Source organism: Pseudomonas sp. NFACC10-1, assembly GCF_900119195.1.
Taxonomy (GTDB): domain Bacteria; phylum Pseudomonadota; class Gammaproteobacteria; order Pseudomonadales; family Pseudomonadaceae; genus Aquipseudomonas; species Aquipseudomonas cerasi.
Window position 1 is genome coordinate 85957 of the sequence record NZ_FPJB01000006.1, and the last position, 23400, is coordinate 109356.

The window sequence follows — 23400 nt, forward strand, 5'->3', positions numbered from 1 at the left end:
TCATGAAACAGCTTGATTTGCAGGTTGTACAACAGGCGCGTGACTGGCTGGCCGGCGGCAAGGCCGTCTGGCTGTGTACGGTTCTTTCCACATTCGGCTCGGCCCCGCGCGGGCCGGGGGCGATGCTGGTGGCGCTGGGCAGCGGCGAGCATCGCGGCTCTCTGTCAGGTGGCTGCGTGGAAGAGGATTTTCTCGAGCGCGTTGCTGCCAGCCAGTTCGAGCCGGTCAATCAGGTGGTTCGTTACGGCGACGGCGGCTTCGCGCCGACGCGGGCCTTGCCGTGCGGTGGTGTGCTGGATGTGTTGATCGAGTTCATTGCCCCAGGCCCTGAAGCCGATGCTCATCTGGCGGCCATCGAGCAGGCGCTGGCCGGTCGCGAGCTGGTCAGCAGGCAGGTGCAACTGGGCGGCGTGCAGAGGGAGATCGGGCCTGCGACGATGGGCGAGTCACGCGTACAGGTCGACGGTGAGCGGATCAGCATCCGCATGGGTGCGGTGTACCGCGTGCTGCTCGCCGGACTGTCGCCGGTGGCCGAGTTCTGCGCCAGTTTTGCCGTTGCGATGGGGTATGAGGTGATCGTTTGTGACCCTCGTGTCGAGGTCACTTCCGGGTTCTCGATGCCGGGTGTCGAGGTGCGTGGCGTGCTGCCTGCGGTGTTCATTGCCGAGGGCGGCTGCCACAGTTCGACGGCCGTTCTTGCTCTGACGCATGATCCGAAGCTGGACGATCTGAGCATGCTCGAGGCGGTCCGTACCGAGGCGTTTTACATAGGCGCGATGGGTTCGATGCGCACCAGCAGCAAACGTCTGGAGCGTCTGGGGCGGATTGGCGGGCTGGACGCTCAGGTCCTGGACCGGATTCACGCGCCCATCGGCCTGAACCTGGGCAGCAAGACCCCTTCCGAGATCGCCATTGCGGTAATGGCCGATATCCTGCGGGTGGCCAACGGTGTCAGTCGTGCCGAGGTGTAAGGTGTTGCCGGCAGGCTTCTGCCAGCGCTGACGGGGTGTCGGCGTCATGCAGGATGCCAGGGTCATCGCAGTGCAGTACGTCACATGCCTCGGGGTTATCGATGATCAGTGCTTTCGCGCCCTGATCGCCTTCCAGCTTGAGCAGCGCTGGCCAGAACCGGCGGCCAATAATCACCGGGTGGCCGCGCTGGCCCTTGTGCATGGGCAGGACGATGCGCTGGGAATCGGCCATTCTGGCCAGGTCATGCAGGGTCTGCGGCTGTACCCAGGGCATGTCCGCGAGAACAATGGCAACCGCATCGGCAAAGGAGTCCATCACTGCCGCAACGGCGCTCGCCAGGCTGTGGCCCATCCCCAGTTCGGCCTGTTCGCTGCGGATGATCGTGACGTTCGAGGCAATCCCCAGCGCATCCGCCTGGTCATCAGGGCGCACTACCACCGCCGTTTTGCCGAATGCGTTTTGCGCGTTTTCCAGGCTTGCCGTGAGTAGGGTCCGCCCGCAAGGTAGAAGCGCCTGCCGTTTGTCACCGGCAAAGCGTCTGCTGCGCCCCGCTGCTAGGACCAGGGCGAACACTTCTGGGATCTGGCTGTCTATGCTGCTCAATCCGAAACCTTATGAGTGGGTGAAAGGAGAGGGCGCACGCGGCTTGCCCGTCGCACCCTGCAGTTCTGCTGATGCACGCACAATGCCTTATTTCGCTGCCTTGCCGGTAGCGGCACGAATCATGTTTTCGAGGGTTTCAAGTGGACAATCATATTCGTCCTGTCGATCTGGAAAAAGCCTACCGTTTGCTCAACCACGGCCCGACCGTGCTGGTCTCATCCAGCCACGAGGGCACGCATAACGTCATGGCTGCGGCCTGGGCCTGTGCGCTGGACTTCTCGCCGCCGAAAGTGACGCTGGTCATCGACAAGATGACCAAGACCCGCGAGCTGGTTGAGAAGAGTGGCTACTTTGCCCTGCAGGTGCCCAATCTGGATCAATTGCAGATGACCTTCGACGTCGGCACCCAGAGCAAGGTCTTTACCCCGGACAAGCTGGACAAGGCCAATGTGGACCTGTTCCGCATCGACGGCCACGACTCGCCGCTGGTCGCAGGCTGCTCGGCGTGGCTGATCTGCAAGGTCATTCCCGAGCCGCACAATCAACAGACCTATGACCTGTTCATTGGTGAAGTGGTGGGTGCCTGGGCCGATACCCGTGTGTTCAACGACGGACACTGGGAATTCGAAAAGGCCGACCCGAAATGGCGCAGCCTGCATTACGTCGCGGGCGGGCATTTCTACACGATTGGTGAGCCTGCGGTGGTGGAAACGGGCGAGGAATGATCGCGATGTCTGGCCCTGACGATCTCCACTGGCCGTAAAGGCTTCTTCGTGAGCAAGCTCACTCCCACACAAGCACACTCATCGTTCCCGTGGGAGCAAGCTTGCTCGCGAAAGCGGACTGACTGCTCCGCAAATAGTCAGCGGCTGCACCAGCCTTTTCATGAGCAAGCACACACTGCCTCCGTGGGAGCGAGCTTGCTCGCGAAGGCGGACTGACTGCTCCGCAAATAGTCAGCGGCTGCACCAGCCTTGTCATGAGCAAGCACACACCGCCTCCGTGGGAGCGAGCTTGCTCGCGAAGGCGGACTGACTGATCAGCAGACATTCAGCGGCCTTCGCGAGCAACGCGGATCGCCGCCCCGGTCACTCCGGTAACAGCTGTGTACCTGCTGAACCCTCAGTGACGATCCCGCCACACGGTCTGCGCATTGCAGAATTCGCGTACACCGAAGTGCGACAGCTCACGGCCAAAACCGCTTTTCTTCACGCCGCCGAAGGTCACGCGCGGGTCTGAAGCGCTGTAGCCGTTGATGAACACACCGCCGGTTTCCAGTTCCTCGGTCATGCGCTCGGCCAGCTGCAGGTCGCGGGTATAAACCGTCGCGGTCAGGCCGAAGTCGCTGTCATTGGCTAGCTCCAGGGCATGCTGCGCGTCTCTGGCGGTGATGATCGACGCTACCGGGCCGAACAGCTCCTGCCGGAACGAAGTCATCTTATCGGTGACGTTACCGAGCACGGTCGGCTGATAATAATTGCCCTGGCCTTCAGCCTTTTTGCCGCCCAGCAACAGCGTGGCGCCTTCGGCGAGCGTGTCCTGCACCTGGGCATCCAGCTCGTCGCGCAGATCGAAGCGCGCCATGGGGCCAATGTAGGTTTCGCTGGAAAGAGGATCGCCTGTCACCAGTTGACGCGTTTGCTCGACGAACCTGCGGGTGAACTCCTCGACCACGCCTTGCTCGATGATCAGGCGCTTGGCCGCTGCACAGACCTGCCCGGTGTTCTGGAAGCGGCCAATCACCGCCGCCTTCACCGCCTGATCCAGGTCCGCGTCATTGAGCACGATGAACGGGTCGGAACCGCCCAGTTCCAGCACGCATTTCTTCAATGCCGCACCGGCCTGGGCACCGATGGCCTGGCCAGCACGCACGCTGCCGGTCAGGGTGACGGCTGCGATGCGCGGGTCGGCAATGGCGCTTGAAACGCCTTCCGGGGTCACGTTGATGACCTCGAACACACCCTCCGGAAAACCGGCACGCTTGAACGCGTCGAGCATCAGGTAAGCGCAGCCCATTACGTTGGGCGCGTGCTTGAGCACGTAAGTATTGCCGGCCAGCAGGGTCGGAATCGCGCCGCGCAGCACTTGCCAGATCGGGAAATTCCATGGCATCACTGCGAGAATCGGGCCCAGCGGACGGTACTCGATCCGCGCCTTGTCATTCTCGACCTGAGTTGCTTCGGCCACCAGCATCGCCGGGCCTTGTGCCGCGTACCAGTCGCACAGCTGCGCGCATTTTTCGACCTCGCCTCGGGCCTGAGCGACGGGCTTGCCCATTTCCTGACTGATCATGCGTGCAATGTTGTCGACGTCATCACGCAGGGCCTGACCCATGGCGATGATCAGTTGCGCACGTTGCTGAACCGGCGTGCGCTTCCAGCCGGCAAAACCGGCCGCGGCGCGCGACAGGCTTTGATCCAGCGCGGCGGCGGATTCGAAGGCATAGTGGCCGATCTGCTCGCCGGTGGCAGGGTTGATCGAGATTGCATGGGTGTTGCTGGTGACAGTAGTCATTGCGCCATCCTGTTGAGGTGGAAGTGGGACCAGCATATAGGCGTGCAATGCTTTGTAAAACTGAATAATAATGATCGTAACGTTCATGTTTGGAGAATGATATGGATCTGGTTCAGCTGGAGATCTTCAAGGCAGTGGCTGAACACGGCAGTATCAGTGCCGCCGCGCAGCACATCCACCGGGTGCCCTCGAACCTGACCACGCGCATCAAGCAACTGGAGCAGGATCTGGGCGTCGACCTGTTCATTCGCGAGAAGCACCGCTTGCGTCTGTCTCCCGCAGGCTGGAATTTTCTCGACTACACGCGACGCATCCTGGATCTGGTGCAGGAAGCGCGTTCCGCCGTTTCCGGTGAGGAGCCACAGGGGCCTTTTGCACTGGGCTCGCTGGAAAGCACGGCTGCGGTCAGGATTCCTGCGCTGCTGGCCGCCTACAACCAGCAGAACGCCAAGGTCGAGCTGGACCTGTCCACAGGCCCGTCCGGAACCATGATCGACGGCGTGCTGGCCGGTCGACTGGTCGCTGCGTTCGTCGACGGGCCAGTTCAGCATCCATCGCTTGACGGCGTGCCGGTCTTCGAAGAGGAAATGGTCATCATTGCGCCGCTCAATCATGCGCCGGTCAAGCGCGGGCGGGATGTCAGCGGAGAGAGTATCTATGCGTTTCGTGCCAACTGCTCGTACCGCCATCACTTTGAACGCTGGTTCACCGATGACGCGGCAGTGCCGGGCAAGATCCATGAAATGGAGTCCTACCACGGCATGCTCGCCTGCGTCAGCGCCGGTGCCGGGCTGGCGCTGATGCCGCGCAGCATGCTGGATAGCATGCCCGGCTGCGCCACGGTCAGTATCTGGCCGCTGTCCGAGAAGTTTCGCTACCTGCAGACCTGGCTGATCTGGCGCCGCGGCACGGTGTCACGCAGCCTGACTCGCTTCGTCGAGTTGCTGGAACAGCGCAACGAGCCAGCGAGCGTTTAACGGCCTGCACAAACCCGCTCGGCAATCGCCGCACCGACTTTTTGAGTCGAAAGCGTGCCGCCCAGATCCGGCGTGACGTCGCCGTTGGCGATCACTTGCTCGATGGCGGTGATGATTTCGTCATGGGCCGCGGTGAAGCGTTGATCGCCCTGGCCGAGGAATTCGAGCATGAGCGCACCCGACCAGATCATGGCGATCGGGTTGGCGATGTTCTGGCCGAAGATGTCCGGGGCCGAGCCGTGAACCGGTTCGAACAGCGACGGGAAGTGACGCTCGGGGTTGAGGTTGGCTGACGGCGCGATGCCGATGGTGCCTGCGCAGGCCGGGCCGAGGTCGCTGAGGATGTCGCCGAACAGATTGGACGCCACTACCACGTCGAAGCGCTCGGGTTGCAGCACGAAACGTGCGCAGAGAATGTCGATGTGTTGCTTGTCCCAACTGATGCCGGGGTACTGGCTGGCCATCGCTTCGGTGCGCTTGTCCCAATACGGCATGCTGATGGCCATGCCGTTGGATTTGGTCGCCGAGGTAACGTGCTTGCGCTCGCGTTTGCTGGCCATCTCGAAGGCGAATTTGAGAATGCGGTCGACGCCGCGACGGGTGAACACCGATTCCTGCAACACGAATTCGTTGTCGGTATTTTCGAACATGATCCCGCCCAGCGACGAGTATTCACCTTCGGTGTTTTCCCGGACCACGACAAAGTCGATGTCGCCCGGTTTACGATGGGCCAGCGGGCAGGGGACGCCGGGAAACAGCCGCACCGGACGGATATTCGCGTACTGATCGAATTCGCGACGAAACTTGAGCAGCGAGCCCCACAGTGAGATGTGATCCGGCACCTTTTCCGGCCAGCCGACTGCGCCGAAGAAGATCGAGTCAAAGCCTTTGAGCTGTTCGAACCAGTCGTCCGGCATCATCTTGCCGTGCTTCAGGTAGTAATCGCAGCTGGCCCATTCGAAGTATTCGAACTCCAGGTCCAGCCCGTGCCGCGCGGTAGCGGCCTGCACCACACGTACCCCTTCGGGCAGCACTTCCAGGCCGATGCCGTCACCGGCGATGGCAGCGATACGCAGTTTCTTGTTGTTCATGGTGGCGCTCTCTCTGAATCGATCCATTACGGGTGTGCGATGAATGAGTTGCACAGGCCATCCATGCTATAAGCACACGATACAAAGATAATCAGCTTATTAATGGACTGAGAAAACACGAATCGTGAATAAATACCCCAGTCTCGATGATTTGAATGTGTTCGTTCATGTGGCCCGGCGCTCAAGCTTCGTCGGGGCTGCGGATGAGCTGGGCATGTCCGCTGCCTACGTCAGCAAGCGCATCCGTTTGCTGGAGCAGGGCATGGGCGTGGTGTTGCTGCACCGCTCGACCCGGCAGGTGTCGATTACCGAAGATGGCGAGCGCGTCTACGAGTGGGCCAGGGGTATGCTCGACTCAGTGCAGCAGATGGGCGACCAAGTGGCGGCACTGCATGGCGAACCGAGTGGCTTGTTGCGCGTGGTCAGCAGCCAGGGCTTTGGCCGTCGTTTCGTCGCGCCGGCGTTGTCGGAATTGGCCGCGCGTTATCCGAAGCTGGATATCCGTCTGGACATTCAGGACCGGCTGGTCGATCTGATCGAGGAGGGCGTCGATCTGGATATCCGCGTCGGCAACGAAATCGCTCCGCACTTGCGCGCCAGGCATCTGGCCAGCAACTGGCGGGTTCTGTGCGCGAGCCCCGGCTACCTCAACCTTCATGGCACGCCGCTCAATCTTGGCGAACTGGCCAATCACGATTGCCTGGTGATCAAGGAGCGCGACCGGCCGTTCGGCATCTGGCACCTCAACGGGCCGCAGGGTGCCGAAACCGTCAAGGTGACCGGCAGCCTGTCCACCAACCACGGCGAAATCGCCCGCCAGTGGTGCCTGGACGGACGCGGGGTATTGCTGCGTTCGCTGTGGGATGTGCGCACTGACCTGGCCGAGGGCCGGCTGGTTCAGGTGTTGCCGGATTACCGTCAGGATGCAGACATCTGGGCGGTGCATACCTCGCCGCTGATGAGTTCGGCCAAGGTCCGCGTCACGGTGGAGTTTCTGCGCGACTACCTTGCCCTGCATCCTTCGCCGGTCAACCACTGAGACACGCCACGCACTGTCAGTGGGTGCCGGCCGCCTTGTTCAGGTCGCTTTCGGTCCACTCGGTGTAGATGCATGCGTCTGCGGCGGCCCAGCGCACGTGCACTGGGTCGCCGGCCTTGAGCGACATGCCGTTCGCGGAAAGCGCCTTGACCGTCATGGCCGTACCTCCGGCAGTGACTACCGAGCACGTCTGGCTCTCGCCAAGGAACAGCACTTCATGGACCGTGGCGCTCACCTCGTTCCAGCCTGCTTCGAGTGGCATGGCCACAGCCTGGGACACGCTCAGCGCCTGGGCTTTCTCCGGGCGCACCATCAGCAGCACGTCCTGATCGGTCTTCAGCCCTGCGGTGAGGCGAATCGCCAGTGTGCTGCCCTCGAACGTCGCCACGGCATTGCCCTGAGCCTTGAGCCTGAGGAAGTTCGAGTTGCCGAGAAACGAGGCGACGAAGGCATTCGGTGGATCCTGGTACAGGTCATAGCCCGAGCCCAGACCGACGATCTTGCCATGGCTGAAAATGGCGATGCGCTGTGACAGGCGCATGGCTTCTTCCTGGTCATGGGTCACGTAAACGATGGTGATGCCCAGCCGGCGATGCAACTGACGCAGTTCGTCCTGCAAGTCTTCACGCAGCTTCTTGTCCAGTGCGCCCAGAGGCTCGTCCATCAGCAGGATGCGCGGCTCGTAAACCAGCGCCCTGGCGATGGCGACCCGTTGCTGCTGGCCGCCTGACAGTTGCGACGGGCGACGATGAGCGAAGGCTTCCAGCTGAACCAGCTTGAGCATCGCATCGACTTTCTTCTCGCGTTCGGCCGCAGGCAACTTGCGGATCGCCAGCGGGAAGGCAATGTTGTCGCGGACCGACAGGTGCGGGAACAGCGAGTAGCGCTGAAATACCATACCGATGTCGCGTTTGTGCGGCGGCACATTCACCAGCGATTTGCCGCCCACCAGAATCTCGCCCGAGCTGGGCGTTTCGAAGCCGGCGAGCATCGACAGCGTGGTGCTTTTTCCCGAGCCGCTGGAGCCCAGGAAGGTCAGGAATTCGCCGTCCTGGATGTCCAGGGAAATGTCGTCGACGGCGGCGAAACTTCCGTAGTGCTTGTTCAGATTACACAGGCTGACGAGTGTGTTCTGTCGCTGATGGGCGGGGTCTTTGATCAAGGCACTCATGAAGTACTCCTGGCTTCGTTGCGGCGACGCAGGGTCGCGGCGATGAACATGATCAGCACCGACAGGGCGATCAGCAGCGTTGAGGCGACGGCGATGACTGGCGTCAGGTCCTGACGCAGGGTGGTCCACATTTTTACGGGAAGGGTTTGCAGGGTAGGGCTGGCCATCATCACGCTCAAGACCACCTCGTCCCACGACACCAGGAACGCGAACAGCGCACCGGCCATCATGCCCGGCCGGATGCCGGGAAAGGTCACCTTGTAGATGGCCTGCAAGCGTGAGGCACCGCAGATGACTGCGGCATCCTCGATGGACTGGTCGAACAGCTTCAACGAATTGATGATCGAGATGATGGTGAACGGCAAGGCAACGATCACATGGCTGACGACGAAGGAAAACAGTGTGCCGGTGTAGCCGAGCTTGAGAAACAGCGCGTAGACCGCGACGGCGATAATCACCAGCGGCACGATCATCGGCAGTGTGAAGATGCCGTACAGCAGGTCACGCCCCGGAAACCGGCCACGCACCAGTGCGAATGCAGTGGGCAGGCCCAGTGCCACCGAGGCGAGGGTGGTCAGGATCGCGACCTTGAAGCTGGACATGGCCGCGGCCATCCAGTCCGGATTGGAAAAAAACTGCTGATACCACTTCAGCGTCCAGCCGGGCGGCGGAAACACCAGCCACTGCGACGAACCGAACGACAGCAGGACGATGAACAGGATCGGCAGCAACAGGAACAGCGCGATCAGGGCGGTGGTCAGGTACAGGCCCGTACGCAAGCCGGGGCTCATGGCATTGGGTGTCAGGAGCATGGCGGTTTACCTCGCATTGCTGGCGCCGACCGGTGATTCCGGCTGGAGCTTCAGGTAGAAGTAGAACAGCACCAGCGTGATCAGCACCAGCAACGCAGCGGCGGCACTGGCCAGCCCCCAGTTGAGGAACGACTGCACCTGCTGGACGATGAATTCGGGCAGCATCATGTTCTGCGCGCCGCCGAGCAGCGCCGGGGTGACGTAATAACCGAGCGACATGACAAACACCATCAGGCCTCCGGAAAACAGCCCCGGACGGCACAGTGGCAGGAACACTCTGAAGAAATTGCTCCACGGGCTGGCGCCGCAGATCGAACCCGCCTGCAGTACCATGGGATCGATGGCCTGCATGGTCGCCTGCAGCGGCAGGACGATGAACGGAATCATGATGTAGCTCATGCCGATCACCACACCGGTCAGGTTGTGCACCATTTCCAGCGGTTGATCGATGATGCCCATGGCCATCAAGGCCTTGTTGACGACCCCTGAGGCCTGCAACAGCACCAGCCACGAATAGGTACGGGCCAGCAGGCTGGTCCACATCGACAACAGCACGATATTCAGAATCCAGCGTCCCCAGCCGCGCGGCACCAGGGTGATCACCCAGGCGAGCGGGAAGCCCAGCAGCAGGCTGAACAGCGTCACCAGACCGGCTACGGAAAAGGTATTGAGCAGCACCCGCGAGTAGGCCGAGTTGGCAAACAGTTGCTCATAGTTGCCAAGGCCCGGCACCGGTTCCAGCACGCCCCGCAGCAGCAGGGCAATCAGCGGCGCGAAGAAGAACAGTCCGAGGAAGATCAGCGCCGGAAGCAGATTGCGGCTGCCACGCCAGCGCTGTGCGAGGGAAGGGGATGCCTGCATGCCCGGCGCCTTCTGGCTGGCCGTGCCAGCGGTGCTGGAAGCACCCCCGGCCGGCATGGATTGACGAGGAGCAACCGCTGTCATTTTTACTTGACCAGCCATTCGTTCCACCGTGTCGCAATATCAGCGCCGTTCTTGGCCCAGTATGCGAAGTCGAGAGTGATTTGATCGGCAACGTGCGCGGTCGGCAGGTTAGGTGCCAGCGTAGAGTCCAGGCGCGCAACGCTCTGGGTATTGACCGGGGCATAGGCACTGAGATTGGAGAAGTCCGCCTGGCCTTTGGCACTGGTTGCATTGGCGATGAATTTCATCGCAGCGTCCTTGTTCTTTGCGCCCTTGGGTACGACCAGAAAGTCAGCCATGACCAGATTCTGTTTCCAGCTCACACCCACCGGCGCGCCATCCTGCTGCAGGGCGTAGACCCGGCCGTTCCACATCTGCCCCATCGACACTTCGCCGGAAGCCAGCAGTTGCTGGGACTGCGCACCGCCGCCCCACCAGACGATGTCCTTCTTGATGGTGTCGAGTTTCTTGAAGGCGCGGTCGAGGTCCAGCGGGTAAAGCTTGTCAGGCGCTACACCATCGGCCAACAGAGCCAGTTCCAGCACGCCGGGGCTTGGCCACTTGTACAGCGCGCGCTTGCCAGGGTAGGTCTTGGTGTCGAACATCGCGGCCCAGTCACCCGGCGCCTTACCGCCGACTTTGCTTTCGTTGTAGCCGAGCACGAAGGAGAAGAAGAACGAACCGGCGCCGTGGTCAGTCACGAAACGTTTGTCGATCTCGTCGCGTTTGATGGCGGTGAAGTCCAGAGGCTCCAGCAGGCCTTCACTGGCGGCGCGCAGGGCGAAGTCGGCTTCGACATCGACAACGTCCCACTGCACGTTACCGCTTTCGACCATGGCCTTGAGTTTGCCGTAGTCGGTAGGACCGTCCTGCACGACGGTGATGCCGCTGGCCTTGCTGAACGGTGCCGCCCAGGCCTCCTTCTGAAAGTCCTGCGTGGAGCCGCCCCAACTCACGAAGTTGACGCTCTCGGCGGCAGTAGCGGCGACACTTGAGAAAGCCAGCACGCCAGCGGCCAGGACTGCTGTTGCACGTTTGTTCAACACCATTTTTACGCCCTCATTTGTTGTGTTTTGAGCGGGCTTTTCTTGCCCGCGTAATCGGGAGCAGTAGGTCCAATGGGCCTTGAAACCTTGTACAGGTCAGGTGCTGTTATTAGTGCTGTCCCTCGCCGGGCGCGTCTGACCAGATCTTGTATTTATGGAATGTCATATTATGGTATTCCAAACTTTCTGCAAGCGTTTTGCCCTGTCAAAACGCCTTCACGGTGGCTTTTTTGGTCAGCGCCTTCGGTTAAAGGCAGTGGATTATCAGGCTCGCGCGCCAAGCGTTTGCCTGTTCAGCCGGGAAACGGAATATTTTCAATCACTTCCAGATCGTAGCCAGTCAACCCTGCGTATTTCAGTGGCGGCCCGAGGTGGCGCAGCTTGCCGACGCCCAGATCCTGCAAGATCTGTGCGCCCGTACCGACCTCGGAATAAATACGTGATTGCGAACGCGTGTATTGGCGTGGCGGCTGGGTGAGCTGTGGAATGCGCTCCAGCAGCGCTTGGGAAGATTCGTGGTTGGCGAGCACCACCACCACGCCGTGACCTTCTTCAGCGATACGTTGCAGGGCGGCCCAAAGCGTCCAGTTGGCGGGGCCGTTGTATTCGGCACCGACCAGGTCGCGCAGCGGGTCGACAACATGCACGCGCACCAGCGTGGCGGCGTCACGGCGGATGTCGCCCATCACCATGGCCATGTGCACGCCACCTTCGATGCGGTCTTCGTAGCTGAACAGACGGAAGGTGCCGTGCACGGTCGGCAGTTCGCGCTCGCCAATCCTGACGATGGTGTGTTCGGTGCTCAGGCGGTAATGGATCAGGTCGGCGATGGTGCCGATGCGGATGCCGTGCTTTTTGGCAAACACTTCCAGGTCAGGTCTTCTGGCCATGCTGCCGTCATCATTCATGACTTCAACGATGACCGACGCTGGCGTGAAACCGGCCAGCCGGGCCAGGTCGCAGCCCGCTTCGGTATGCCCGGCACGGGTCAGGACGCCGCCGTCACGCGCGCGCAATGGAAAGATATGGCCCGGCTGCACCAGGTCTTCCGGTACTGCGTGCGGGTTGACGGCAGCCTGAACGGTACGCGCACGATCTGCCGCGCTGATGCCGGTGGTCACACCTGTGGTCGCTTCGATGGACACCGTGAACGCGGTGGCGAATACGCTGCCGTTGCTGGGTACCATCTGTTCCAGGCCCAGACGCTGGCAGTGTTCGTCGGTCAGCGTCAGGCAGATCAGACCGCGCGCTTCGCGGGCCATGAAGCTGATGGCCTGTGGCGAACAGCAATCGGCAGCCAATAGCAGATCGCCTTCGTTTTCCCGGTCTTCGTCGTCGACCAGCAACACCATCTTGCCTTGGCGGTAGTCTTCGATGATGTCTTCGATGCGATCGAACGCCATAGTCAGTTTCCCGGTTTTATGGGTGGATGAATCGTGGTATACCATAAGACAGAATATTTCACAGATTGCCTATCAATGAAACAGTGAGACCGCGATGAAAGCCTATTGGATTGCACACGTTGATGTGACCGACCCTCAGCAGTACAGCGAATACACCCAGCGCGCCCCCGCGGCTTTCGAGCTGTTTGGTGGCAGGTTCCTCGCGCGCGGCGGACGTTCCGAGGCGCTCGAAGGGCGTGATACGCCGCAGCGCACGGTGATTATCGAATTTGAATCCTACGAGAAGGCGCTGGCCTGTTATCGGTCGCCCGAGTACCAGCATGCGATGAGCCACAGGCAGGGTGCTTCGAAGGCCGAGATCGTGATCGTCGAGGGGCAGTTTTAAGCGTTCAGTTGCGAGCTGAAAGCTTCAGGCATTCACCGGATAAAGTGCACCTTGCCGGTGTCGTCGTTACCGATATAAATACCGTAGACACCCGCCTGACGTTCTTCGATATAGCGTTCCAGTATCTGGCGGATGGCGGGGTAATAGATGCTGTCCCACGGGATGTCTTCGGGGGCGAAGAATCTGTAATCCAGGGTTTCCGGGCCGAACTGGCCGGTCACCTCCAGCGCGATGGCGCGGAACACAATGTAGACTTCGCTGATGCGCGGCACGCTGAAGATAGAGTAGGGCGAAAGGATCTCGGCGCGCACACCGGTTTCTTCCCAGACTTCACGCAGCGCCGCCTGCTCGGTGGTTTCGCCGCTTTCCATGAAACCGGCAGGCAGTGTCCAGGTGCCCGGGCGCGGCGGGATGGCGCGCTGGCAAAGCAGGTACTTGCCTTCCTGCTCGATGATGCAACCCGCGATGATCTTCGGGTTGATGTAGTGAATATACTGACAGCCGCCACAGACCAGCCGCACGTGCGTATCGCCAGACGGGACACGCTGAGCCAGATCAGCGCTACCGCATTGAGGACAGAAGCGCGGTGTGGCCATTTCAGCGACCTATGCGAGGTTCTTTCAGCGCAACGGGGGCGATGATGTCACGGACTTTGCTGTCTTCGTCCTGCTTGGATTTGAGGTATTCCAGCGCCACACGTGCGGCGTTGCGTACGTGATCGACCGACGCCTGGTGCGCGGCCAGCGGGTCGCCGCTCTTGATCGCTTCGACCATGAGCTCCATTTCCTTGTTGCTGGCACCGCGGCGATTTTCCTGGGATACCGAGGTGGCGCGCAGGTAGCTGATGCGCGCCTGCAACTGGCGTAGCTGGGTCGCGGCCACATGGTTGCCCGAGCCTTCCAGCAATACATCGTAGAAACCCTGGACCGAGTCGATCACCTGCTGCAGTTCGCCTTCCTTGAGCGCCTGACGATTTTCCTCCAGGGCTTTTTCCAGAGCGCGAATGTCCTTGGGCTTGGCCCGCAGGGTAAACAGCTGAACGATCAGGCCTTCCAGCACGCAGCGTAGTTCGTAGATATCGCAGGCATCAGCCAGCGTGATGATTGCAACACGCGGGCCCTTGGCATCGGCGAACTCCACCAGGCCTTCGGATTCCAGGTGGCGCAGTGCTTCGCGAACCGACGTGCGGCTTACCCCGAGGCGGTCACACAGATCACGCTCGACCAGACGATCGCCCGGCAGCAGTTGAAAGTTCATGATTGCGCTGCGCAGCTTGTCCAGCACGATCTCGCGCAGTGTGACGGGGTTGCGGTTGACCTTGAAGGTGTCGTCGAGAGGCAGGCGTTTCATCGGGTGTGCTCGGAATGGGGCTGTCAAAGTAAAAACGTGACTGGAAATAACGTCTCGCTCATGTCGGCAACCCGCAAACCGCGCGGGCTGCTGCATGGCCCGGATGGATGAACCCGGGTCGCGGCCGAGTTTATCACGCCCGTGCCTGCAACCACCAAGACTGCCCTGAGCTACCTCAGACGATGGCTGGCAGTGCACCCATCTTGCCCCGGTGATAGACCATCGGTGTGACCGGTGTCGCGGGCAGGATCAGGTTTTTCACCTCGCCGACAATGATCGCGTGATCGCCGCCGTCGTATTCCCGCCACAGCTCACACTCGATGATCGCCGTGGCCTTGCTCAGCAGCGGATTGCCCAGCTCGCTCAACTGCCACTCGATGCCCTTGGTCTTGTCCTTGCCCTTACTGGCGAAGGCATAGGCTTCTATCTGCTGGTCGGCAGACAGCAGGTGAATCGCGAATTTTTTGCTGTCACGCAACACCGGGTAAGTGTCCGACTCATAGTTAGGGCAGAACAGCACCAGGGCCGGGTCGATGGACAGCGCACTGAATGCGCTGGCAGTAATACCGAACAGGTTGCCCTCAGGGTCGAGGGTGGTGACGATGGTCACGCCCGAAGGGAATGACGCCATGACTTCTTTGTAAATACCGGGTTCTATCATCGCAGCGGCCTCGTTAACGCATGACAAATGGATCAGGCATGGGCGCCTGCGAAAGGTTGATCCACACCGTTTTCAGTTCGGTGTAGGCCAGCACGGAGTCTATCCCGCTCTCACGACCGTAGCCGCTATTTTTGAAACCGCCGATGGGCGCCATGGCCGACACGGCTCGATACGTATTGACCCAGATGATACCTGAGCGAATATCCCGCGCCAGACGGTGTGCCCGGCCAAGGTCGCGGGTCCATATTCCGGCGGCGAGACCAAACTGGGAGTCGTTGGCGATGGCCAGCGCTTCGGCTTCGTCCTTGAAACGAATCACCGATGCCACCGGGCCGAATACTTCTTCCTGCATGATCTTCATCGAATTGTGATCGCACTCGAACAGCGTAGGTTCATAGAACCAGCCTTTGCTGTCCAGCGTCGGTCGCTTGCCGCCCAGACGCAGGCGTGCACCTTCGGCCAGCGCGTCGGCCACCAGGCCTTCTACCACGGCCAGTTGCTGAGCGGTGGCCATCGGACCCATTTCGGTGCCTTCATCCTGCGGATTGCCGATGCGGATACGACTGGCGCGCTCTGCCAGGCGTTCGACGAACTCGTCGTAGATTTCGTCCTGCACCAGCAATCGCGAGCCGGAAACACAGCTTTGCCCGGACGCCGCATAGATGCCGGCGACGGCGCCATTGATGGCGCTGTCCAGATCGGCGTCGGCGAAGATGATGTTGGGTGATTTTCCGCCCAGTTCCAGCGACAGTTTGGCGAAGTTCTCCGCGCTGCTGCGCACCACATGACGCGCCGTAGCCGCGCCACCGGTGAAGGCTATCTTGCGCACCAGCGGGTGCCGGGAGAGGGCCGCGCCAGTGGTCGGGCCGTAACCGGTGATGACGTTGACCACGCCCGGTGGAATGCCGGCTTCAAGTGCCAGACGCGCCAGCTCGAGCACGGTGGCCGAGGCGTGTTCCGAGGGTTTGAGGACAATGGTGTTGCCTGCCGCCAGTGCCGGGGCCAGCTTGATGGCGGTCAGGTACAGCGGGCTGTTCCAAGGTATGATCCCGGCCACTACGCCCATCGGTTCGTGCACGGTGTAGGCGAACAGGTCGGGCTTGTCGAGGGGCAAAGTGCCGCCTTCGAGTTTGTCAGCCAGCCCTGCGGTGTAATGAAAGAATTCGGGCAGATAGCCGACCTGCCCGCGGGTTTCGCGAATCAGTTTGCCGTTGTCGCGGCTTTCCAGCTGTGCCAGTTGCTCCTTGTTTTCGGCAATCAGGTCGCCCAGCTTACGCAGCAGCTTGCCGCGTGCCGTGGCCGTCAGGCCGCGCCAGGCCTGACCCTCGAAGGCTTTCTGGGCGGCCTGAACGGCCCGCTCGACGTCAGCTTCGTCAGCATCCGGCAGTTGCGCCCAGGGTTCGGCCCGCGCCGGATCGAGGCTGTCGAAGGTCTTGCCGGACAACGCATCGACCCATTGACCGTCGATGCACATCTGAAAGCGGGTAAGGCTCATGCAACAATCCCCTTGATCGAATGGTGAGCGGACGCCGGTTTGTCGAGGCCGATCTTTTCGAAGAAACCGAGCAATACCTGGTTGACCAGACGTGGCGATTCAACCGGCATCATATGACGCTGATCGGGCAATATCGCGACATCGGCACCAGGGATACGCGCGGCCAGTTCGCGGGCCATTTCGGGCGTCGATCCCGGGTCAAGTTCGCCCGTGGCGATCAACGTCGGTGCGCGAATATCGCCCAGATCCTCGGCGCGGTACATATCCTGAGTGGCGAACAGCTTGTACGTGGTCAGGTAACCCTGCGGATCGTTGCTGGCCAGGTTGTGCCGAATGGCCGCAATCTGGGCCGGGCTGGCCGCCTGATACTCGCGGCTGAACCAGCGTGACAGCGCTTCGCCCGCATTGGCGTCCGGGCCATGCTCGGCAGCCTGACTGGTGCGCGCAATGACGCTGGCACGCTGTTCCGCGCTGCGATTGAAGACGCTGTTGAGCACCACCAGCCCCGACAGGTGCTGGGGAAACTCCAGCGCAAACGCACGCGCCACCAGTCCGCCCATCGAGAAACCGACGACCGCCGCCTGCGGCAGTTGCAAGTGCGTCAGCAGCTCGTGCAGTTGATCGGCATAGCCTGGCAGACCCGTATCCGGGTGGGGGCGAGGGCTGGCACCGTGGCCCAGCATGTCGTAGGCGATGACCTGATATTGTGTGGCCAGCCCGACGATCTGGCCGCCCCACATTTCCTTGTTAAGGCCCACCCCGTGAATCAACACCACGGGGTGACCTTGGCCGGTAGCCAGATAGCTGGTACCCGCCGGGGTGTGTTCAGCGGTGAGCTGAATCATGGATCGCTCCTGCGCAGATGACAAAGGTGATCGGGCGACGAGCCCTTCATGAGTTACTGGGCTTTTTCGGCCGCCAGCTCTTCCAGGTCTATATAGCGATTGCCGATTCGCGGGTGCAGGCGTCCACCGTTGGCGGCACCAAGGACTACGATGATTTCGTCGGCACGCGGCGAATCTTCGATGTGCATTTCCAGGGTGATGTAGTGCGAGCGCAGCCCTTCATCGTCCTTGTGCATCATCGGAATCTGGATCGACGTACCTGGGCCGCCGCGTTTGTTGGTGAAGCTCAGGTAGCTCTTGGCCTTGACGGCCTCACGGTAATGATTGCCAAAGCGCAGGGTATGGATCACGGCCGAAGCGTGTTCGATTTCGCCTTCCGCCCCGACCACTGCAGCCTTGCCGTAGGCCTCGATGTTCTGTGCGCCGCCAATCGCATCGGTGAGGCGCTTGACCATCAACTCGCCCAGTGCGGAGCAGTTGGCGCGAATCTCCGGTTTCAGGTCTTCGACGAAACCACGGCCCAGCCAAGGGTTCTTGATCACGGCCGCCAGCCCGATCATGGTGACCGGCTTGTCGGCGGCCTTGCCGCCCTCGATAAAGGTTTCTTCGGTGTACGTGACGATCTTGCGAATTTCAAAACTCATGAACGACTCCCGGAGCGAGTGCTTTTGTATTTCGTCTGATGGTATACCATAAGATCGTGCGTGCAAATGCTTTCTTTGCAGTGAATACAGGGGTCGGGACTCGCCTCATTTGCCCGAATCACTGCGAGCGCGCAGCGCTGGCACGCGTTCATCAATGACCATTCGTCAGGTACGAAGGCAATCGCTTTGAACAGGCGTCTTCTGGTCGTGACAGATATTCGGTGAGCCATAAAAGGCCCTGTCGAATTTTTCACCCAAGGAGACTCAGAACATGAAAGCTATCGTCTATGGCGGTCCGCGTGACGTCAGTGTCAAAAACGTACCGGATGCGAAGATCCAGAAGCCAACAGATGCTCTTGTCCGAGTGACCTCCACCAATATCTGTGGCTCGGACCTGCACATGTACGAAGGCCGCACGTCTTTCGAGACCGGGCGCATTTTCGGCCATGAGAACCTCGGCCAGGTGATCGAAGTCGGCGCCGGCGTCGACCGCATCAAAGTGGGCGACTGGGTGTGCCTGCCGTTCAATATCGGCTGCGGCTTTTGCGAAAACTGTGAGAAGGGCCTGACCGGTTATTGCCTGACCGCCAACCCGGGCAGCGCGGGTGCGGCTTACGGCTTTGCCGACATGGGCGATCATGAAGGTGGCCAGGCCGAGCTGTTGCGTGTGCCGTATGCCGACTTCAACTGCCTGCTGTTGCCCGAAGATGCCGCCGAGCGTGAAGAGGATTACGTTATGCTCTCGGACATCTTTCCTACCGGTTGGCATGCCACCGAACTGGCCGGGCTGCTGCCTGGCGAAAGCGTTGCCATCTATGGTGCCGGTCCGGTCGGCCTGATGGCTGCCCACTCGGCGATGATCAAGGGCGCGTCGCAGGTGTTCGTGGTCGACAACCATCCAGATCGTCTGGCACTCGCGGCGAAGATGGGCGCGACGCCGATCAACTCGCTGGAGCAGGGCGCAGTGGATCAGATCCTCAATCTGACCGATGGCAAAGGCACCGACCGTGGCTGTGAGTGCGTCGGTTATCAGTGCTGCGACCGTCATGGTCACGAGGCCAACCACGTCACCATGAACAATCTCGTTGCCTCGACCAAGGCGACAGGTGGAATCGGTGTCGTGGGCGTTTTCGTGCCGCAGGATCCGGGCGCCAAAAGCGACCTCGCGAAGGAAGGCAAGATGGCCTTCGACTTCGGTTCGTTCTGGTTCAAGGGCCAGCAGATCCGCACCGGCCAGGCCAACGTCAAGGCTTATAACCGTCGCCTTGCCGAGCTGATACACCACGGTCGCGCCAAGCCGTCGCAGATCATTTCCCATCGCCTGAAACTTGAAGAAGGCCCTGACGCCTACAAGCACTTCGATGCGCGTGATGAAGGCTGGACCAAGGTCGTGCTCAAGCCAGGTGCGTGATAAGCGCAGTTGACCAGGCCTTGCCTGAGAGCCCTTGTCGTATCTGCCACAGGCGATCGACAAGGGCGTCAGCACTTCAGTCAGAACATTTTATTCAACGAGATTTATTCAGATGAACGAAGAATACCCAAAGCCGCCATTTGCCAGCCAGCCACAAGATGTTCCAGGCATGCAGGGCAAGATGGACCCCTATCCCGATTGCGGTGAAAAGAGCTACAAGGGCTCCGGACGCCTGCAGGGCAAGATCGCGCTGATCACCGGCGCCGACAGCGGCATCGGCCGCGCAGTCGCGATCGCCTTTGCACGTGAAGGCGCGCAGGTCGCGATCTCCTACTTGAACGAGCATGAAGACGCGCAAGAAACCAAGCGCTGGGTCGAAGAGGCGGGCCGTAAATGCCTGCTGTTGCCGGGCGACCTGGCACAGAAGCAGCAATGTGAAGACATCGTGAGCAAGACCGTTGCAGAGTTTGGTCGCATCGACGTGCTGGTCAACAACGCTGCGTTCCAGATGACGCATGAAACGCTGGACGAAATCTCCGACGAAGAATGGGTCAAAACCTTCGATATCAACATCACGGCGATGTTTCGCATCTGCAAGGCTGCGGTTCCGCATATGCCGCGGGGTGGCTCGATCATCAATACCAGTTCGGTCAATTCGGACATGCCCAAGCCGACGTTGCTGGCCTACGCAACCACCAAGGGCGCAATCGCCAACTTCACCGGTGGTCTGGCGCAGTTGCTGGGCGAGAAGGGCATCCGCGTGAACAGCGTTGCTCCAGGTCCGATCTGGACCCCGTTGATCCCGGCGACCATGACCGACGAAGATGTGAAAAGCTTCGGTAGCGAGACACCGCTGGGGCGCCCGGGGCAGCCGGTGGAAGTTTCGCCGATCTATGTGCTGCTGGCCTCTGACGAAGCCAGTTACATTTCCGGCTCGCGCTATGCAGTGACGGGCGGCAAGCCGATTCTGTAATTACCCCGACAACGCCTTTTTTGTTGAAACGGTGCTCAAACAGGCACCGTTTTTTCAGGCGTCAATGACACTCTGTATTTGCTCAAGCGGGTACTGCCATTGATTGTCTAATTTCCAGACTGATTCATCCGTGTCTGCGCATATCGGGCAGGCTGTCCGGTCGCCATGACAAGCGACGAAAGCGTGTCGGCATTCATCAGCAATAATGAAGTTCGGGTCGTTGTGTTGCTCAAGAACTCTTGTTTTCGCTCTGCTCGGGTGTGCGCATTCTCGGTCAACGCCTGCATGGCGAGTATATAGTTGGCTGGATCGAATCGGTTTTCCCTGGGGCCATGCGTCGAGATTTTTCTTAACGACTTTCGGAACTCGCCTGACCACGTCTTAACCTGTTTGGCATCCGCTCCATTAACGAGGCGCTTACTGGCATCCGTCAGATAATAAAACGCATCCACTGTATTCAGGCGGACATGGGAGGTCTCGTGAATAAGGGATCGTGCAACTTCCAGCACATCGTAGTTGGCAAGAAGGGAGGTTGACACCCCAATCCGTTCGACCGATTCCTGAAACTCGCCTTGAAAATCAGTCGATGCGAGAATGTCCTCGGGTCCGTTAAAAAGAAACAGCGTTAGATCAGAGTCTGGACTGCCGATGGACTCAATGAGCTCCTGCATCTGCCGTAACGAATCTTCCACGTCGATGCTCGTAGCGGCGCGAGCGCTCGGATCCAGCGCGCCAAAGGTTGCGTCGAAAGCCTTGTTTACGTCTCGCCTCGGTGATGCTTTTAGCAGCTCGGAACGCGTGAACTCCAATAACGAAACGGCAACATCCCTAACGTCATACATTTTGGATAGCTGCTCAGGCGCGAACTCGGAAAGGTCCTTTGCAACGACAACGGTAATGGGCACGTCGTAGGGAGCAGCCCCCTGTTGATCAGCAAACCGCAAAGGCGAATTCCTGACAAAACGATACAGATTCATCCCGTCCACTGTGCCCGCCGGGTCCGGATTGATCCATCGCTGCAACCATGGCGCGTAATAGCGCAGGCCGTAGTAGTACAGCCCCGTCGCGTCGCGTTCCTTGCCGGAATAACGAATGGTTTTATAGCTGGCTTCAACCGTACTGCGCCCTGCCCACCACGAGGTACCACCAAACGGGTAGTAACTTTCCTGGCTGATGATGCGCGCGTTGTTATCCAGCTCCAGGGTGCCGGACCCCAGATGATCGGCGAAGCTGTAGCGAACCTGATCGTTTTCAAGTCCTTCGGGTTGACCCGCCTGCCAGTGCAATACCCGAGCCTCGTTGCGCCCGGCCTGGGTGACGATAACGTGCAAAGTCTCGGCTGTGGCGCTGTTGCTGTGCACCTCCAGGCCTGGTAAGTAGCGCACTTCGGCACTGTGGACAACGGCTTTCGCCTTGGTCGTATGGATTTTGCGCAGGCGTTGCCCACTGGCGTCGTAGATGTAGCGCTCTTTGTCGTCGTCACCCGCTGCCCGAACCACCGGCCGCACTTGCTGCAACTGATTACGCCAGTCCCAGCTCATCGCTTGCCCGGCTTGCAACTCATTCAGATTGCCATTGGCGTCGAACGCGGCAGCGATGGCCGCTTCATCCGGCGGTCGATCGTTGATAACCGGCAGGCTGCGATTGCTGGTTTGCGAAGTGATCAGGGTGCGCGAGTGGGACTGGGTGCCCGTGTGGGTCAGTTGCAACAGATTGCCGCTCGCATCATAGCGGTAGGTTTGCGTGTAATTGGCCAGCTGCGTCAGGTCGAGCGGACACTGGAAGGATGGAAAAACAGGGCCTTGATTGAGTTTCGTAGACTCCGTGCCCGTAGCCTGGATCAACTGATACAGCGTGTCGTATTGATACGTCGACACCGGCTCAATGCGCTGACCGGCATAACACCGTGTCGGCTGGGTGCGATCCTCGATACGCAGGACATTGCCCATCGGGTCGTAGTCATAGAGCAGATGTTGCAGCAGTTGACCATCTGCCCGTGTGCCTTTGAGTTCAATCAGACGGCCATCTGCGGCGTCGTGCACCGCCTTGGTCACAACGCCGTTGCCAGCCGTTTCCGAGGTTACGTGGCCTTGAGCGTCGTAATCGATACTGTGAACCAGAACTCGCTCTGTCTGTCCGGGGAGGCTAAGTGAAATGGCCTCAATATGACCTGCCACAGTATGAGCAAAGGTCTGGACGTTACGCTGGGCGTCCGTTTGCGAGATGACATCGCCAAGTGGACTGTGTGCCCAGCGCGTAGTCGCGCCTGGACCAGATTCGAGCAGGGCGTCACGTTCTGCCAGCGGTTCTGGCCAGTCGACATTTTCGGGATTGAAGAGAAAATGCCGCGTCTGTTCAAGCACGCCACCCGCCAAGGCGAACTCGTTATCCATTCGCGAACCAGCCGGGTCATCATGGCGTATACATTGGCCGCACTGATTATGGCCCTTGGTATCCGGCCCGCCGTATTGCCGCCGCTCGACGCAGCGTCCGTTTTCAATGATGGCAACGGGTCTGAGTAGGGCGTCATACTGCACGCTCCGCTCAGTCCCACGGCCATCCCATCCAGCCACGACCGCGCCGCTGTCACCGGCCAATATCAGCCGCCAACCGGCATCGACACTGTCGCTGAGAAGCGCCTGACCACTCAGGGAAAACACAGTGGCAAGATTGACGGCAGCCTGGCTTTCCCAGAGCCTTGCATCCCAGCAGTTGACCGGATGCCCGGCAGCATCATGAGCCACGCGGTTTATAAGAACTGCCGGCGTGTCCGTGGCCTGGTTGCGCCAAAAATCAATCGCGCGAATCTCCAGGCCGCGTGGCTCAATGACACTCAGGCGGGGCGTATGATGATGCAATGCGGCAGACTGTACGTTCATGATCACGTCATCCCTGACTGGTGACTTGAGTCCAGGCTATGTAAGTAAAGTATCGTCGTAAGTGCAGCATAGCGCAGGCCTATGAGACCACCGGCTTCAAACGTGTTGTGAGCCTGTCGACGCGCGTCATGACGCGTCGCAAAATCGACGAGCCGTAGCGCTTGGCATTTTTGCCGATGGCCGGTGCCGATCAGCGAGTCTGATC

General features: G+C 60.3%; 22 protein-coding genes. 7 read left to right on the top strand and 15 right to left on the bottom strand.

Annotated features, from left to right (window positions below):
* Positions 1 to 2 precede the first annotated feature (2 nt).
* Positions 3 to 971 carry an XdhC family protein gene (locus BT119_RS17835; RefSeq protein WP_003434200.1) on the top strand — a complete coding sequence of 323 codons (969 nt, stop codon included), beginning with the start codon at positions 3 to 5 and terminating at the stop codon, positions 969 to 971.
* Here BT119_RS17835 and BT119_RS17840 read toward each other — a convergent pair.
* The gene (locus BT119_RS17840) at positions 952 to 1575 is read right to left on the bottom strand and encodes a nucleotidyltransferase family protein (protein ID WP_072366511.1); all 624 of its coding nucleotides are present in this window, start codon (positions 1573 to 1575) and stop codon (positions 952 to 954) included. The two genes, BT119_RS17835 and BT119_RS17840, sit on opposite strands and share 20 nt — an antisense overlap.
* A gap of 140 nt (positions 1576 to 1715) precedes the next feature.
* Here BT119_RS17840 and BT119_RS17845 point away from each other — a divergent pair, with 140 nt between their 5' ends.
* On the top strand, positions 1716 to 2300 hold the full coding sequence (locus BT119_RS17845; RefSeq protein WP_003369242.1) for a flavin reductase family protein: 585 nt from the start codon (positions 1716 to 1718) through the stop codon (positions 2298 to 2300).
* Between the two features lie 397 nt (positions 2301 to 2697).
* Here the strand turns inward: BT119_RS17845 and BT119_RS17850 are convergent, their stop codons facing one another.
* Positions 2698 to 4089 carry an aldehyde dehydrogenase family protein gene (locus tag BT119_RS17850; protein ID WP_003434197.1) on the bottom strand — a complete coding sequence of 464 codons (1392 nt, stop codon included), beginning with the start codon at positions 4087 to 4089 and terminating at the stop codon, positions 2698 to 2700.
* Positions 4090 to 4190: 101 nt separating this feature from the next.
* Here BT119_RS17850 and BT119_RS17855 point away from each other — a divergent pair, with 101 nt between their 5' ends.
* Positions 4191 to 5066: a putrescine utilization regulator PtrR gene (locus tag BT119_RS17855; RefSeq protein ID WP_003434195.1), complete on the top strand. Its 876-nt coding sequence runs from the start codon at positions 4191 to 4193 to the stop codon at positions 5064 to 5066.
* On the opposite strand, the gene BT119_RS17860 is transcribed toward BT119_RS17855, so the two are convergent.
* Positions 5063 to 6157: a tartrate dehydrogenase gene (locus tag BT119_RS17860; protein WP_175550591.1), complete on the bottom strand. Its 1095-nt coding sequence runs from the start codon at positions 6155 to 6157 to the stop codon at positions 5063 to 5065. The genes BT119_RS17855 and BT119_RS17860 overlap by 4 nt on opposite strands.
* Before the next feature lie 124 nt (positions 6158 to 6281).
* Here BT119_RS17860 and BT119_RS17865 point away from each other — a divergent pair, with 124 nt between their 5' ends.
* On the top strand, positions 6282 to 7196 hold the full coding sequence (locus tag BT119_RS17865) for a LysR substrate-binding domain-containing protein (RefSeq protein WP_032609599.1): 915 nt from the start codon (positions 6282 to 6284) through the stop codon (positions 7194 to 7196).
* A 16-nt stretch (positions 7197 to 7212) separates the two neighbouring features.
* Here the strand turns inward: BT119_RS17865 and BT119_RS17870 are convergent, their stop codons facing one another.
* The 5 genes from BT119_RS17870 to ribBA all read right to left on the bottom strand — a co-directional run bounded on the left by BT119_RS17870 (position 7213) and on the right by ribBA (position 12552).
* Positions 7213 to 8367: an ABC transporter ATP-binding protein gene (locus BT119_RS17870; protein WP_072366515.1), complete on the bottom strand. Its 1155-nt coding sequence runs from the start codon at positions 8365 to 8367 to the stop codon at positions 7213 to 7215.
* Positions 8364 to 9179 carry an ABC transporter permease gene (locus BT119_RS17875; RefSeq protein ID WP_003369256.1) on the bottom strand — a complete coding sequence of 272 codons (816 nt, stop codon included), beginning with the start codon at positions 9177 to 9179 and terminating at the stop codon, positions 8364 to 8366. The genes BT119_RS17870 and BT119_RS17875 overlap by 4 nt, the downstream gene beginning before the upstream one ends.
* Before the next feature lie 6 nt (positions 9180 to 9185).
* Positions 9186 to 10142 carry an ABC transporter permease gene (locus BT119_RS17880; protein ID WP_072366517.1) on the bottom strand — a complete coding sequence of 319 codons (957 nt, stop codon included), beginning with the start codon at positions 10140 to 10142 and terminating at the stop codon, positions 9186 to 9188.
* A complete protein-coding gene (locus tag BT119_RS17885) occupies positions 10127 to 11152 on the bottom strand; it encodes an ABC transporter substrate-binding protein (RefSeq protein ID WP_058416162.1) in 1026 nt (341 codons plus the stop codon). The genes BT119_RS17880 and BT119_RS17885 overlap by 16 nt, the downstream gene beginning before the upstream one ends.
* 290 nt (positions 11153 to 11442) lie before the next feature.
* Positions 11443 to 12552, bottom strand: a complete 1110-nt coding sequence (gene ribBA / locus BT119_RS17890) for a bifunctional 3,4-dihydroxy-2-butanone-4-phosphate synthase/GTP cyclohydrolase II (RefSeq protein ID WP_058416163.1) — start codon at positions 12550 to 12552, stop codon at positions 11443 to 11445.
* Positions 12553 to 12646: 94 nt separating this feature from the next.
* Here ribBA and BT119_RS17895 point away from each other — a divergent pair, with 94 nt between their 5' ends.
* Entirely contained in the window at positions 12647 to 12937 is a 291-nt protein-coding gene (locus tag BT119_RS17895; protein ID WP_003434186.1) for a DUF1330 domain-containing protein, read from the top strand.
* 32 nt (positions 12938 to 12969) lie between these two features.
* Here BT119_RS17895 and BT119_RS17900 read toward each other — a convergent pair whose 3' ends face one another.
* The 6 genes from BT119_RS17900 to BT119_RS17925 all read right to left on the bottom strand — a co-directional run bounded on the left by BT119_RS17900 (position 12970) and on the right by BT119_RS17925 (position 17932).
* Positions 12970 to 13533, bottom strand: a complete 564-nt coding sequence (locus tag BT119_RS17900; RefSeq protein WP_003369265.1) for an NUDIX hydrolase — start codon at positions 13531 to 13533, stop codon at positions 12970 to 12972.
* Position 13534: 1 nt separating this feature from the next.
* Positions 13535 to 14287 (bottom strand): GntR family transcriptional regulator, encoded by a 753-nt coding sequence (locus tag BT119_RS17905; protein ID WP_003369267.1) that lies wholly within the window; start codon positions 14285 to 14287, stop codon positions 13535 to 13537.
* 175 nt (positions 14288 to 14462) lie between these two features.
* A complete protein-coding gene (locus tag BT119_RS17910; RefSeq protein WP_003434184.1) occupies positions 14463 to 14948 on the bottom strand; it encodes a flavin reductase family protein in 486 nt (161 codons plus the stop codon).
* A 13-nt stretch (positions 14949 to 14961) separates the two neighbouring features.
* Positions 14962 to 16443: an aldehyde dehydrogenase gene (locus BT119_RS17915; RefSeq protein WP_072366520.1), complete on the bottom strand. Its 1482-nt coding sequence runs from the start codon at positions 16441 to 16443 to the stop codon at positions 14962 to 14964.
* Complete coding sequence (locus tag BT119_RS17920) at positions 16440 to 17288, bottom strand: alpha/beta fold hydrolase (RefSeq protein WP_046719465.1); 849 nt, start codon at positions 17286 to 17288, stop codon at positions 16440 to 16442. Before BT119_RS17920 ends, BT119_RS17915 begins: the two co-directional genes overlap by 4 nt.
* 53 nt (positions 17289 to 17341) lie before the next feature.
* Positions 17342 to 17932, bottom strand: a complete 591-nt coding sequence (locus BT119_RS17925) for an amino acid synthesis family protein (RefSeq protein ID WP_005757904.1) — start codon at positions 17930 to 17932, stop codon at positions 17342 to 17344.
* Positions 17933 to 18203: 271 nt separating this feature from the next.
* On the opposite strand from BT119_RS17925, the gene BT119_RS17930 reads away from it, so the two are divergent.
* On the top strand, positions 18204 to 19343 hold the full coding sequence (locus BT119_RS17930; protein WP_003318011.1) for a glutathione-independent formaldehyde dehydrogenase: 1140 nt from the start codon (positions 18204 to 18206) through the stop codon (positions 19341 to 19343).
* Positions 19344 to 19455: 112 nt separating this feature from the next.
* The gene (locus tag BT119_RS17935; RefSeq protein WP_010411343.1) at positions 19456 to 20316 is read left to right on the top strand and encodes an SDR family oxidoreductase; all 861 of its coding nucleotides are present in this window, start codon (positions 19456 to 19458) and stop codon (positions 20314 to 20316) included.
* A gap of 107 nt (positions 20317 to 20423) precedes the next feature.
* Here BT119_RS17935 and BT119_RS17940 read toward each other — a convergent pair whose 3' ends face one another.
* The gene (locus BT119_RS17940) at positions 20424 to 23195 is read right to left on the bottom strand and encodes an RHS repeat domain-containing protein (RefSeq protein ID WP_072366522.1); all 2772 of its coding nucleotides are present in this window, start codon (positions 23193 to 23195) and stop codon (positions 20424 to 20426) included.
* Positions 23196 to 23400: the final 205 nt, after the last annotated feature.